Source organism: Corynebacterium sp. KPL4015, from assembly GCF_040225725.1.
Classification (GTDB): domain Bacteria; phylum Actinomycetota; class Actinomycetes; order Mycobacteriales; family Mycobacteriaceae; genus Corynebacterium; species Corynebacterium rhinophilum.
In genome coordinates this window covers 53,152-65,919 of record NZ_JBEHGF010000007.1, presented here as the reverse complement: position 1 = coordinate 65,919, position 12,768 = coordinate 53,152, and the positions used below count along the sequence as shown (strand labels likewise).

Sequence of the window (12,768 nt, the reverse complement as noted above, 5' to 3'; positions counted from 1 at the left end):
AGTAGACAACGTGGTGGCATCACGATCCACGCCGAGCCGGCAGGATGCGGCGGTAGAAAGGCTCACCAACCTATCCTTTGCGCTGCAAGGAGCGGCGAATTCGGGTGGTTCACCGGACCGCTCCGCGGCGTGGATTCGCAGCCACGTCGCAGGCTATAGCGATAAATCCGACGAGGCTTTTACCAAGGCCCTGGCGCGCGATATCGCCACTTTGCAACGCGCCGGAGTCCCCATCGTGCACACCGGTGGGGAAGACGGCGCCTCATACCGCCTCGACCAAAGCAATTACCAGCTCCCACCGGTGGAATTTTCGCCGGAAGAAGCGATGGTGCTTGGTATCGCAGGGGGAGTGGGAACCCCGGGTGGATTGAGCGATTTCTCCCTGTCAGGGTGGACCAAGATCGCCGCCTCGGGTGCCTCCCGGAACTTGGAGGGCGCGCCCGTCTATACCGCGGTCAATGACATCACCCGCCTTGCCCCCGAGGTGATCACTTTTGTTTTGGCCGCTGTGCGTAATAAAATCCGCATTACCTTTGCCTATCGCCCCCACCCAGCGGCAGAAACCGTGCGACGCACCATGGATCCCTGGGGAGTGGTCAACCATCAAAGTCGCATCTATATCGTTGGCTTCGATGTTGACCGCGCCGCCCCGCGCGTCTTCCGCGCCCTGCGGCTTTCCGAGATCAAAAGGTCACACCAGCCAGCTGAGCATTCCGAGCCGACGGTGGACATCGACAAGCTCGTCAAAGAGGCGCTACAACGCGGCGAAAAGGTGGATGCGACCTTGTATATTCCTGAAGGTCAAGCCCAAGAGCTAGAAAGCGCGGGGGAGCGCACTGCCGAAGGCACCGTAGTGCTGACCGGGGTCCAAAAGGATTGGTTGGTGCGCACCGCCGCAGGCTATGCCCCAGAAGTAAAAGTGCTCGATCCCCCCGAGGTGCGCACTGACATCATTAACCTTTTGCGCGCAGCCGCCAACCACAACGGAGCTGAGTAAACCAATGGCCGATGGATCTCATAAACTGCAAGCGCTCGTCCGGTCGCTGAACCTCATCCCGTACTTCCAAAACCATCCGGATAAAACTCCGATGGAGGCAGCCGCGGATTTGGGGATGGACCCAGGGGAACTGAAAGATGCCGTGGACCGCCTATTTTGCTCTGGGACCGGCCGCAATACCGAAGAGCTCATCGATCTCTCTTTCAGCTACCGCGATGGGGTCACCATCTACAATGACCAAGGCTTGGGGCAAGCATTGCGGCTTACGCCGACTGAGGCGGGCGCGCTCTTACTTACCCTTGAATCCCTCGAGGCTATGCCCGGGCTATTAGATACGCGGGCGATTAAGTCTGCCGCCGCGAAATTGCGTTCCATTATGGATGAACGCACGCTGAGCATCTATGACACGTTATCCACGGTGGACCCGCAAGAATCCGACATCCAGGCAACCTTGAACCGCGGGCTTAATGAAAAACGGCGCATCCGGATGCGCTATTGGAGCGCTTCATCTAATAAGGAAACCGAGCGCCTGGTAGATCCGGCCCGGATTTTTATCGTGGATGCCGAGCCCTATCTCGCGGCGTGGGAAGAAGAAAAGCAGGGGCACAGGACCTTTCGTATTGACCGCATCAAGCATGCCGAGTTGACCGAGGAGACTGCTCATCCGCGCCTTAAAGAGCTGGATTTCGACGCTGCAGCACCCTTTAATTTAGGTACGGCGGATTCCGTGGAATTAATCATTCATGAAGAATTCACCTGGCTTGCAGAATACTACGATATGCAACTAGGCAAACGCCTGGAAAACGGCGCTATAGCTGCAACGATGCAGGTGGGGTCCGTTGATTGGCTGGTTCGTTTCACCCTCGGGCAGGCCGATAGGTTTCGCGTTATAGCCCCTCAATCTATTGTGAATCTCATTGCGGAACGCGGAAATGCCGCGTTGAAGGGCTATACTTATAATTCAGTTACTGCACGCACATGCGTCTTAAAATTGCCTCGCGAATTTTCCCGCGAAGTCAGGGAGCGCGGCGGCCATCTGGCGCAGGCAAAGAAGAACCGAAAGAGGATCTTATGACCTTAGGACCATTGGAAATCGGCCTGATTGTTCTCGTCATCATCTTGCTATTTGGCGCGAAGAAATTGCCGGATCTTGCTCGTTCCATGGGCCGCTCGATGCGCATTTTCAAATCTGAGGTCAATGAAATGCAATCGGAGGATACCAAGCGCTCTGAGACCCAAGCTCAACTGAGCCAGAAGCGCCAGCAGTCCGATGAGGAGTTCTGGAACCGCCCAGATATGCAGCCTGGCCACCAGCAGGGAAACTCTTCCTCCCAGAATTAACGCCTGCCAGCTAAAAAGGCGAACACGCTCTGCCTATGTACTCGTCGGCCGTGCCGGAGACCGGCCCTCAGAAATCGAGTGGGCAGGGTAGTGTTCGCTCTTGTGCGTTGAAAGAGCCAAATTGATGTTCTCACAGTCCCACCCTGCCGGTGAACACGGATCCCGCGTGCGCCGCAAGCGGCGAGGTTTTTCACGCAAGCCCAAGAACCCAACGGGCGAGATGACCTTAGTGCAGCACCTGCAAGAGCTGCGGCGAAGGATCATTATTTCCTTGCTGGCCTTGGTTATCGGCGCGATCATCGGTTTTATTTGGTACCAGCAGGCGCCCTTCCGGATTCCACCGCTGGGAGAAATCCTGCGCGAGCCTTATTGCTCATTGCCGGAAGATAAACGAGCCAACTTCAATAACGATGGCGAATGCCGCTTGCTTGCCACCAGCCCCTTCGAGATGCTCATTTTGCGCCTGAAGGTCGGTGCGTTGGCAGGTACGGTTATTTCGTCCCCAGTCTGGCTCTACCAGGTGTGGGCATTCATCGTGCCAGGCCTGCATAAGAATGAGCGCCGCTACACCTTGAGCTTCGTCGTTGTGGCCGTCTCCCTCTTCCTGGCGGGCGCCATCTTGGCCTACTTCATCTTGTCCGTGGGCTTGGAATTCCTCGTCGGCATTGGGGCTGAGTATCAAACCGCAGCATTAACTGGTGAGCGATACTTCTACTTCCTCTTGGCGCTCTTGCTCATCTTTGGCATCAGCTTCGAGATTCCGCTGTTAATCGTCTCGCTCAATCTCATCGGCGTCTTGGAATATAACCACGTTAAGGATAAGCGCCGCATCGTCATCGTCGTGGTGATGATCTTTGCCGCCTTCGTGACCCCAGGCCAAGATCCCTTCACGATGGTGGTATTGTCCGCCAGCCTGATGCTGCTTATTGAGATTGCCTTCCAGTTCTGCCGCATTCACGACAAGCGCCAGAACCGGCAGCGTCCTGACTGGATGGATCTTGATGATGAATCCGCGTCTGCGCTAGACGAAAGCCCCACTGGTGTGGGCGGGCCCGCGCCTGTCGATGCCCCGTCGGGCGTATATGCCTCGCCTAAGCCTGCGGCAGCTGGGGCGTCATCGCAGACCGTCCGCACGGAAGATCGGGCTTCGGATAGCACTTCCCAACGGGCTGAGGATCGCAAGGGTCCGCAGCGACCTACCGATGAAGGTGGCTTTTTCGACGATGTGCTTTAAGCACGGGTAGCCTTGTGAGATATGACTGAAACTCACCTGGATACCTTCGCCGCCGGCCTCCCATACCCCTTGGATGAGTTCCAGGTGCAGGGGTGTGAGGCGGTAGAAAATGGCCAAGGGGTGCTCGTTTGCGCCCCTACTGGTGCAGGTAAAACCGTCGTTGGCGAGTTCGCCGTGTCTTTGGCACTAAGCCGCGGCACGAAGTGCTTTTATACCACCCCGATTAAGGCGCTGAGCAACCAGAAATACCACGACCTCGTCGCTGAGCACGGTGAGGATGCCGTCGGTCTGCTTACTGGCGATGTCTCCATTAACGCCGATGCCGAAATCGTGGTGATGACCACCGAGGTGCTGCGCAATATGATCTACGCGGATTCTCCCGCGCTGGATAGACTTACTCACGTGGTCATGGATGAAATCCACTTCCTTGCGGATGCCTCCCGCGGCGCGGTCTGGGAAGAAGTCATCTTGAACTTGGCGGACCACGTATCCATCATTGGGCTGTCTGCCACCGTGTCCAATTCCGAGGAATTCGGTGAATGGCTCGCCACGGTCCGCGGCGATACCTCTGTCATTGTGACCGAACACCGGCCGGTCCCACTTGATCAATGGATGATGCTGGGCCGCAAGATTTACCCGCTTTTCGAGCCGGAATCCGGCGGCCAGGTCAATTCCGAATTAGAGCGTCGCATTCAGCGCTTGGAGGCAGGCGATAGCGATGATGGGCGCGCGGACTATAAATCCGGCAAGGGTTTTCGCGCGAGGGCGCGCCACAAGGGCGGCGGGCGCAGCGAATTTCATGGTAAAGCGGGCGGGCGTTCCGGTTCCTCCCGGCCGCAAGATCGCTACCGCCCCTTAGGACGCCCTGAGGTGCTGAAGGTGCTGCAATCGCAAGATATGCTGCCCGCGATTACCTTCATCTTTTCCCGCGCCGGTTGCGATGGCGCGCTCTATCAGTGCCTGCGCAGCAGGATGGTGCTGACGACGCAAGAGGAAGCAGAAGAGATCAAGGCCATCGTCGATGCCGGCGTTGAGGGCATTCCGGAAGAAGACTTGCAGGTCTTGGATTTCCGGCGGTGGCGCGAAGCGCTCTCCCGTGGTTTTGCCGCCCACCACGCAGGGATGCTCCCGGCGTTTCGCCACATCGTAGAAGATCTCTTCGTCCGCGGTTTAGTACGCGCGGTATTTGCTACCGAGACTCTTGCCTTGGGCATTAATATGCCAGCCCGCACGGTGGTGCTCGAGAAGTTGATCAAGTTCAATGGCGAAGCACACGTGGATCTCACGCCAGGCCAATACACGCAGCTGACCGGGCGCGCCGGCCGGCGCGGAATCGATACCCTGGGCAACGCGGTCGTGCAGTGGGCACCGGCTATGGATCCGCGTTTTGTCGCCGGTTTAGCTTCAACGCGCACGTATCCGCTCATTTCTACGTTTGCGCCGGGCTATAACATGGCCATCAACCTGCTGGGCATGCTCGGCTTTGAGGACTCGCTGCGGCTACTGGAAAAGTCTTTCGCGCAGTTCCAGGCCGATGGTTCCGTGGTGGAAGAAACCCGCGAATTAGAGCGCGCGGAGCATCGCGTGCGCGAATTGCGTGAGCAGCTTGACGATGCCGTGGATGCCCTCGCACCACCAGCCAAGGACGGCGAGGATCCCGCCGAGGTGCTCATGGATTATATCCGGCTGCGCCGCGAGCTGACGGCGGAAGAAAAGCAATCCAAGGTCGATAAGGAACACCAGCGCACCCAGGAAGTGGTTGCGGTGCTAGCCCGCCTGCAATTGGGCGATGTCATCGCGCTTGCCGGAAAGAAGCGCCCCACTCTTGCCGCGGTGGTCACCCCGGCCAACCAGACTGAAGATCCTCGCCCGTGGGTGACCACGGAATCTGGGTGGTCAGGGCGCATCGATGCCACTGGTATTAGCAATCCGCCGATTCAACTGGGCCGTATTAAGATCCCGAAGCCGGTGCGGAAGAATCCGCGGCGCAATACCAAGTACATCCAGGATGTCTTCCACCGCGAAAAGTTTGACCGCCCAAAGCGAATGAAGTCGAAGCCACGTCTGCGACCAAATAAGCGGATAGGCGAGTTGCGCGATGCCATTCGCGAGCACCCTGCACACGACTGGCCCGCCACCGACAGGGAGCAACTGGCCGGCGTGGCGCAGAAGTTGGCGCGCCGCGAGCGCGACCTCGAAAAGCTGCAGGCCAAGGTGAATAAGGCGACCGATACATTGGGCCGAACCTTTGAACGCATCGTGGATCTGCTCGCGGAGATGGACTATGTCGAGTTCTCTGGTGCCGGCAATGATCGCACGCCGGTCATCACTGAGGAAGGCGAGCGCCTGGCAAAGATTCATAGCGAATCCGATCTGCTCGTTGCCCAATGCCTGAAGCGAGGCATTTGGGATGAGCTGGATCCGGCGGAATTGGCCGGCGTTGCATCTCTGTGCTGCTTTGAAAATAGGAAGGCCACTGGGGGCCAGCCGGAGGCGGCAACGGATCGCATGGCCGATGCCATGAATGCGACCTGGCGCATCTATACCGAGCTCGGCGCCGATGAACGCCGCCACCGCCTGCCCCCAACGCGCGAGCCTGAAGCCGGATTTGCGCTGGCCATTCACCAGTGGGCGGCGGGTGCGCCCTTGGGCTATTGCATGGCGGCGGCCAATGAAGCGGGCGCGGAGCTTACTCCCGGTGATTTCGTGCGGTGGTGCCGCCAAGTTGTGGACCTCCTGCAGCAAATCGCCAAGACTGGCTACGATGGCCAGATTCAGCGCAATGCGCGCCGCGCAATCGACGCCATTCAGCGCGGGGTTGTCGCGATCGGGGCTTAAGCTAGCCCGTCCTACTGACTAGTAGACTGTGGGGCATGACTACTCAGGCTTTTTCTCCCGAAGTATATTCGCGCCGGCTCTCGGCAGCGCAGGAAGCGGCCGCCCAGCAAGGCATTGACCTTTTGCTGATTGGCACCGGCCCTGATTTTGCCTACCTGACCGGTTCGTGGGTCTCGTCCCACGAACGCCTGACGGTGTTAGCCGTTCCCCAAAGCGGTACGCCGTGGATAGTCTCGCCGAATACGGATATTACGGATATTAAATCGGCGCCCGTCGGCAAGCTCGATGTGGAACTGCGCGGGTGGAATGACGGCGATAATCCCTACGAGCTCGCCCTCAAGGGTGCTGCGTCGATCAAGAAGGTCGCGCTGGGACAATCCCTGACGGCAGACCATATTCTGCAGTTCCAGGCGCGCGTGCCCGAGGCGGATTATGTCCTTGCCACCTATGCGCTCGCGGAGCTTTTCACCCGCAAGGACGAAGCGGAAATCGCGGAGCTGCGCAAGGCCGGCCAGGCTATCGACGCCGTGCACGCCCAGGTTCCTGAGCTCCTGCAGCCCGGCCGCACCGAGGCCGAGGTAGCGCATGAACTGGAAAAGCTCATCCTCAAAGAGCATTCCATCATTGACTTTGTCATCGTAGGTTCTGGCCCGAATGGCGCCAATCCGCACCACAGCTTCTCTGACCGGAAGCTGACAGCGGGCGATCCCGTTGTCGTGGATCTCGGGGGTACCTTGCCCTCCGGCTATCACTCCGATTGCACCCGCACCTACGTCGTAGGCGGCGATCTCAGCCAGGCGCCGCAGGACTTCCAGGACGCTTATGCGGTGCTTTACGATGCCCAAGCGGCCGCCCGCGCCGCTGCCAAGCCCGGCAGCACGGCCGAAGAAATCGACGGTGTTGCGAGGAAGGCTATTGCCGATGCCGGCTGGGGCGATAAATTCGTCCACCGCACCGGCCACGGAATTGGCCTTTCGACCCACGAAGAGCCCTTCATCATGGAGGGAAATGACCTGCCACTGGAAGAGGGCATGGCCTTTTCCATTGAGCCAGGCATTTACCTAGAAGGCCAGTGGGGCATGCGCCTAGAAGACATCGTGGTATTGACCAAGGATGGCTACAAGTCCCTCAACGTCGTTGAACGCGAAGTGCGTTAAGTGGCTGGCGTACTGATCCTGGGCGGGCGCAGCGATATCGGCGGCGAAATCGCCCGACGCGTGGCCCGCGGTAACGACATCGTCCTCGCCGCCCGCGGGACCCACGGGCTGGAGGAGATTACCGCCCAGCTTAAGGCCGCAGGTGCACGCAGCGTCCACCAGCTGTCCTTTAACGCGGAGGATTTCTCCCAACACCGCCAGATCTTTACCGAGGCCAAGGAACGCGTCGGCGCCATCGAGCTGACTGTGGTCGCCTTCGGAATCCTAGGGGATCAAGATAAGGCGGAAACCGACCCGTCCCACGCGGCACAGATCGCCACCATCGACTACACCGCCCAGGTCTCCGTGCTCACGGTAGCGGCGCAGTCGATGCCGCGCGGCCATATCGTGGCCTTTTCCTCCATCGCTGGGTGGCGGGCTCGGCGTGCCAATTATGTCTACGGTTCCACCAAGGCTGGGCTGGATGCTTTTTGCCAGGGCCTTGCGGACAGACTGCACGGCAGTGGGCTCGGGCTGATTACCGCGCGCCCCGGGTTCGTCATTGGGTCCATGACCCAGGGGATGAAACCGGCCCCGCTATCGGTGCGGCCAGGCGATGTCGCCGATGCCGTCGTTGCCTGCATAGACAACGACGACCGCCGCGGTCAGGCGCGCAGCCACACCCTGTGGATCCCGAAGGCCCTGCAAGCCTTGGCCTGGGTCATGCGGTTAGTGCCCCGGCCCGTGTGGCGGCATATGCCGCGTTAGTCGGCCTCGCCGTCCCGCAGCAGGGGCGAATTGATATCGAAGATGAAACCGCGCGGGGCGAGCACGCGGAGGACGACCTCGGCATCGCCCTCTGCGATGTCGTGAAAGACTAGGCCTCCCCACGGGGTGACCGTGATGTCCACCTCGAGCTGGCCGATAAGCCGCGCGAACTGCGCCGGGATGGCGCCTTGGTGGACACCCGCGCCTAAGTCGACCACGCCTTCTACCTGGTGCTCATCCAACCAGCCAATGGGCCCTGGCTCCGCAGCGAGTTCCGCACCAGCCGCCCCAGTACACTTCGCCTCAGTGCCTTTTGCTTCGGTACCCTTCGCCTCGGTGCGCAAGGCACCGAGGCGCTGGAGGTGGGCTGCGGCATCGGCAAGCGAGAGGCCCGCGGTCGGGCTGTCGGTGGCGGGGGAATGGGTGATGTTTAAGGTGGCATCGTCAAGCAGCTGCATACTAATCTGCGCCGCAGAAACCGGCAGGTCGTCGGCGTCAGTGGTAATCGCGAGCGACTCCAAGCCCGGCTGTTCGGTATTCAGGTGCGCGGTCAGCTGGCGCTCTGCCTGCTGCGCCGCGGGAGCAAGGGGAGAGGCCAGCACGGGAATGTGGAAGCTTAGCAGCTCTAATTTATCCAGCTCCGCCGCAAGCTGGGCCTTGTCTGTAACTCCCCGCAACTCGATGGCGGAATTGGGGCGAATATAAACGCTGCCATCGGCCCAGTGCGCCGCGCAATAACCCAAATGGATCCAATCATTAGGGCTAGTAAAACCGCCCACAACGTGCAGGCGAAGGCAAGTGCCGGACTCAGGGTGCTGGAAAAATTTGGGGTAATGCATAGCTTGCCAGTGTAGCCGGTGAGAAGCCCTGCGCCGGGATCGAGTGTTGCCAGCATATCGTCAGCTTTGCTCGTTAAACTGGAAGCTATGCCGTTTTTATATCTCGTCCTCTATATGCTGGCGGAAACCCTAGCGTTTTGGGCCGTCGCCGAGTGGATTGGCGTCTTTTGGGCGCTCATTGCCCTGTTTATCACCATGTTCTTTGGAATGTCCATCGCTGGCATCGAGGTGCGCCGGTTGATGGGAAAACAAGTAGAGCAGGCCGGTGACGGGACCTACTACGTCCGCGATAACGATATGGGCAAAACCGCCGGGAATGTGGGCCTCACCCTGGCCGGTGGCATGCTGCTGTCCCTGCCCGGATTTTTGACTAGTTTTATGGGGATCCTGCTCATCTTCGCCCCAACGCGGTCGCTCTTTCGAAAGTTTATAGCCGTATCCATCTACCGCAAGGTAGAGAAGATGGGTGTGCGCATCTACGAGGCATCGCCCATGGCACAGCAGCACGATAGCTATGGCAATTTTGGATCCTTTGGGCAGGCCTCGGGGCAATCTTTTGGACAGGCTTTTGGGCAATCGTCTGGTCAGAGCGACTCCCACGAGGTAATCGATGAGGAAGAGCTGCGCAACTGGTCCGAGAACCTAGATCCTGATGACTTCGGTCCCCGCGGCGATGATAATTCGCAGGATGGAAAATAAGTGGCCATATTTTTCGCCCGCTTGGTCATAGCGGGCATCTCTGGTGCGCTGACCTTTACCGCTGTTGAGCCGCGCGGCTGGTGGTGGGGCGCGATTATTGGCATCGCCCTGCTGTATGTGAGCCTGATGCCGTGGCGTGACCGGCAGGTGCGCGGTTCCTTAGGCGCCCTGTTGGCGGTGACACACGGGCTGATTCTGTACCTACTGAGCCTGCCCTGGATTGGCGAGTTGGTGGGGACCATGCCCTATGCGGCGCTTGCTATCTGGCTTTCGGTCTATGCCATCCTTTTAGGGACATTCGGGGCCGCTGTGGCGCGGTGGCGATACGGATTCCTGGTCTTTCCCTTCGTGTACCTCGCCGTAGAGGTCCTGCGTTCCTCGGTTCCCTTCGGCGGTTTCCCTTGGGTCAAACTGGCGTGGGGACAAATTGAAGGGCCCTTAGCCAATCTCGCGCCGTGGGGCGGGACCTCACTGATTACGGTGGCAACGGCATTGTGTGCTTGCGGCCTTGCCGGCTTATTGCTGCGCGGTGGGCGGGTAAAGATCGCTGCTGGCGCCGCCCTTATTCTCCCACTCATTGCGGGACCCGCGGCCGAGCGCGGCATCGATCCCGCAGACACCAAAGTGGGAGATACCAACGTGGCGGCCATCCAAGGAAACGTGCCGCGCAGCGGTTTGGACTTCGCTGGGCAGCGTCGCGCGGTCCTGAATAACCACGTCCAGGAAACAGAGAAACTCGCGCGCCGCGAAGACGATATTGATCTGGTGATCTGGCCGGAAAATTCTTCCGATATCGATCCTTTCCGCGACGGCGAAGCAGCCCAGGCCATTAGCGGTGCCGTCGATGCCATCGACGCTCCCGTGTTGGTCGGTACCGCCACCCGCGATGAGGTGGGCGCGCGCAATACCATGCAAGTCTTTACCCCCAGCCACGGTGTGGGCGATCACCACCATAAGAAGTACCTGCAACCGTTCGGTGAGACCATGCCCATGCGGGACTTCTTCGCGCATTTCTCGGACTACGTTGACCTTGCTGGTGATTTCAAGGCAGGGGACGGGCCCGGTGTGGTCTCCATGAATTCCGTCGCGGTAGGTGTGGCGACCTGCTACGAGGTCTCCTTCGATAATGCCTTCCACGAATCCATCAAAAACGGTGCGCAGATTCTTACGACGCCAACCAATAACGCCACGTTCGGCTTTTCCGATATGACGTACCAGCAGCTGGCCATGAGCAGGCTGCGGGCGCTCGAAACCGACCGCGCCGTCGTGGTTGCAGCCACCTCTGGAGTCTCCGCACTCGTGCACCCAGATGGTAGCGTGAGCCAATCCACGGAGCTATTTGAGCCCGCGACACTGGTAGAAAGCCTGCCTCTAAAAACCGGTGAAACATTTTCGGTGCGCTACGGTTCGCTCATGCAGTGGCTGATGGTTATTATTGGTACCGTCTGCGCACTCGTTGCCGTGCGTACCAACCGATTGGGTCGTACACCTCGCGGTGTCGGCGCTAAAGAAAAGTAGGAGCATTAATTACTGTGAGCACTCTTGATTCTGCGACGCTGGTTATCATCCCAACGTATAACGAGATTGAAAACCTTCCCCTGATTACCGGCCGCGTCCGCGAGGCGCTGCCAGAGGTTCACATCCTCGTTGTGGATGATAATTCCCCCGACGGCACCGGCGAGAAGGCCGATGCTTTCGCAGCAGAAGATGACCACATTCACGTGCTGCACCGCGAGGGCAAGGGCGGCCTTTTGGGCGCCTATATCGCAGGCTTTGAATGGGGACTGGAGCGCGACTACCAGGTCCTTTGTGAAATGGATGCTGATGGCTCCCACGCCCCAGAACAGCTGCACCTGCTGCTGGAAGAGATTGACAAGGGCGCGGACCTCGTTATCGGTTCCCGCTACGTGCCGGGCGGCGAGACCGTCAATTGGCCGGCATCCCGCGAGTACCTGTCCCGCTTGGGCAACCTCTACATCTCTTTCGCGCTCGGTACCGACCTGTCCGATATGACCGCCGGCTACCGCGCCTTCCGCCGCGAACTCTTGGAAGACATTGACTTTGATGAGCTGTCTAAGGCCGGTTACATCTTCCAGGTGGACTTGGCCTTCCGCGCAGTCAAGGCTGGATACGATATCCGCGAGGTACCCATCACCTTCACCGAGCGCGAGTACGGCGAGTCCAAGCTGGATGGTTCCTTTGTCAAGGACTCTCTCTTCGAGGTAACCAAGTGGGGCGTGGCCCACCGCGCGGAGCAGGTGAAAGGTTTTGCCGGCGAGATGTCCAAGCTGGCGGACCACGAGGTCAAACACGGCTCCGTTCACAATGCTGGCCAGAAGGCGCGCAACGGTGTGGGCTGGGCCACCAATTTGGCCAATGAGCTGGGATACTTGGTCAAGCACCAGGTGGGCCAGCTGACCAAGAAGAAATAACCTAGGCAGCTAAAAAGCCCGTACCCCGTGCCAATATGGCAGCCAGGGTACGGGCTTAAATTAATTCCGCTTGAGCCTTTAAGACTTCTTCTGCTGTTCTTGCTCCTTGAGGAGGCGAGCAGCGGTCCGACGGCGGGAGCGCAGGTGGTTAATGCGCTCTTCCAAAAGCTCATCGAGTTCCTCGATGGAACGGCGCTCCCGCAGCATATCCCAGTGGGTGCGAGGTGGCTTGATGGGCTTAGCTTCCACGCCTTCGCCCTCTACGAGGTGGCCCAGCTTGCCATTCTTGCACATCCATTCTTCAGGGATTTCTGCCTCATGTGCAAAGGGCACCTCATAAATTTCACCATCGTCCGTGCGGTATTTCACCATCTGGCGCGGTGCGAGGTCGTGGTCGCGGTCAGTTTCGTAGCTGACTGCACCCATACGGCTGCCACGGAGTACGCGATCTGCCATGCAACATCATCCTTTTCAAAGAGATCCC

The 12,768-nt window shown here is 59.2% G+C and carries 12 protein-coding genes; 10 read left to right on the top strand and 2 right to left on the bottom strand.

Annotated features, from left to right (window positions below; all coding sequences use genetic code 11):
- Nucleotides 1–10: 10 nt before the first annotated feature.
- From ABRP64_RS04280 to ABRP64_RS04250, 7 genes are all read left to right on the top strand, one after another.
- Nucleotides 11–997: a helix-turn-helix transcriptional regulator gene (locus tag ABRP64_RS04280; RefSeq protein ID WP_349865554.1), complete on the top strand. Its 987-nt coding sequence runs from the start codon at nt 11–13 to the stop codon at nt 995–997.
- A 4-nt stretch (nt 998–1,001) separates the two neighbouring features.
- Nucleotides 1,002–2,072, top strand: a complete 1,071-nt coding sequence (locus ABRP64_RS04275; protein WP_349865552.1) for a helix-turn-helix transcriptional regulator — start codon at nt 1,002–1,004, stop codon at nt 2,070–2,072.
- Nucleotides 2,069–2,338 (top strand): Sec-independent protein translocase subunit TatA, encoded by a 270-nt coding sequence (tatA, locus tag ABRP64_RS04270; RefSeq protein WP_284770669.1) that lies wholly within the window; start codon nt 2,069–2,071, stop codon nt 2,336–2,338. The genes ABRP64_RS04275 and tatA overlap by 4 nt, the downstream gene beginning before the upstream one ends.
- Nucleotides 2,339–2,462: 124 nt before the next feature.
- Entirely contained in the window at nt 2,463–3,572 is a 1,110-nt protein-coding gene (tatC, locus tag ABRP64_RS04265; RefSeq protein ID WP_349865550.1) for a twin-arginine translocase subunit TatC, read from the top strand.
- 21 nt (nt 3,573–3,593) lie between these two features.
- A complete protein-coding gene (locus tag ABRP64_RS04260; RefSeq protein WP_349865549.1) occupies nt 3,594–6,410 on the top strand; it encodes a DEAD/DEAH box helicase in 2,817 nt (938 codons plus the stop codon).
- Nucleotides 6,411–6,445: 35 nt separating this feature from the next.
- The gene (locus tag ABRP64_RS04255; RefSeq protein ID WP_296089315.1) at nt 6,446–7,567 is read left to right on the top strand and encodes a M24 family metallopeptidase; all 1,122 of its coding nucleotides are present in this window, start codon (nt 6,446–6,448) and stop codon (nt 7,565–7,567) included.
- Nucleotides 7,568–8,314 (top strand): SDR family oxidoreductase, encoded by a 747-nt coding sequence (locus tag ABRP64_RS04250; protein ID WP_349865548.1) that lies wholly within the window; start codon nt 7,568–7,570, stop codon nt 8,312–8,314.
- On the opposite strand, the gene ABRP64_RS04245 is transcribed toward ABRP64_RS04250, so the two are convergent.
- Complete coding sequence (locus tag ABRP64_RS04245; RefSeq protein WP_349865546.1) at nt 8,311–9,153, bottom strand: precorrin-3B synthase; 843 nt, start codon at nt 9,151–9,153, stop codon at nt 8,311–8,313. The two genes, ABRP64_RS04250 and ABRP64_RS04245, sit on opposite strands and share 4 nt — an antisense overlap.
- A gap of 87 nt (nt 9,154–9,240) precedes the next feature.
- Here ABRP64_RS04245 and ABRP64_RS04240 point away from each other — a divergent pair, with 87 nt between their 5' ends.
- Genes ABRP64_RS04240 through ABRP64_RS04230 form a run of 3 tightly spaced genes read left to right on the top strand, consistent with a single transcriptional unit; the run spans nt 9,241 to nt 12,284 of the window.
- Nucleotides 9,241–9,852 (top strand): FxsA family protein, encoded by a 612-nt coding sequence (locus ABRP64_RS04240; RefSeq protein ID WP_349865544.1) that lies wholly within the window; start codon nt 9,241–9,243, stop codon nt 9,850–9,852.
- Complete coding sequence (lnt, locus tag ABRP64_RS04235; protein ID WP_284770676.1) at nt 9,853–11,370, top strand: apolipoprotein N-acyltransferase; 1,518 nt, start codon at nt 9,853–9,855, stop codon at nt 11,368–11,370.
- 14 nt (nt 11,371–11,384) lie between these two features.
- Nucleotides 11,385–12,284: a polyprenol monophosphomannose synthase gene (locus ABRP64_RS04230; protein ID WP_349865542.1), complete on the top strand. Its 900-nt coding sequence runs from the start codon at nt 11,385–11,387 to the stop codon at nt 12,282–12,284.
- Between the two features lie 78 nt (nt 12,285–12,362).
- On the opposite strand, the gene ABRP64_RS04225 is transcribed toward ABRP64_RS04230, so the two are convergent.
- Entirely contained in the window at nt 12,363–12,740 is a 378-nt protein-coding gene (locus ABRP64_RS04225) for an RNA polymerase-binding protein RbpA (protein ID WP_005279221.1), read from the bottom strand.
- Between the last annotated feature and the right edge of the window lie 28 nt (nt 12,741–12,768).

Coding starts and splice junctions, on each gene's coding strand:
- ABRP64_RS04275 (WP_349865552.1), top strand. CDS start 1,002: ATGGCCGATGGATCTCATAAACTGCAAGCGCTCGTCCGGTCGCTGAAC.
- tatA (WP_284770669.1), top strand. CDS start 2,069: ATGACCTTAGGACCATTGGAAATCGGCCTGATTGTTCTCGTCATCATC.
- tatC (WP_349865550.1), top strand. CDS start 2,463: ATGTTCTCACAGTCCCACCCTGCCGGTGAACACGGATCCCGCGTGCGC.
- ABRP64_RS04260 (WP_349865549.1), top strand. CDS start 3,594: ATGACTGAAACTCACCTGGATACCTTCGCCGCCGGCCTCCCATACCCC.
- ABRP64_RS04255 (WP_296089315.1), top strand. CDS start 6,446: ATGACTACTCAGGCTTTTTCTCCCGAAGTATATTCGCGCCGGCTCTCG.
- ABRP64_RS04245 (WP_349865546.1), bottom strand. CDS start 9,153: ATGCATTACCCCAAATTTTTCCAGCACCCTGAGTCCGGCACTTGCCTT.
- ABRP64_RS04240 (WP_349865544.1), top strand. CDS start 9,241: ATGCCGTTTTTATATCTCGTCCTCTATATGCTGGCGGAAACCCTAGCG.
- ABRP64_RS04225 (WP_005279221.1), bottom strand. CDS start 12,740: ATGGCAGATCGCGTACTCCGTGGCAGCCGTATGGGTGCAGTCAGCTAC.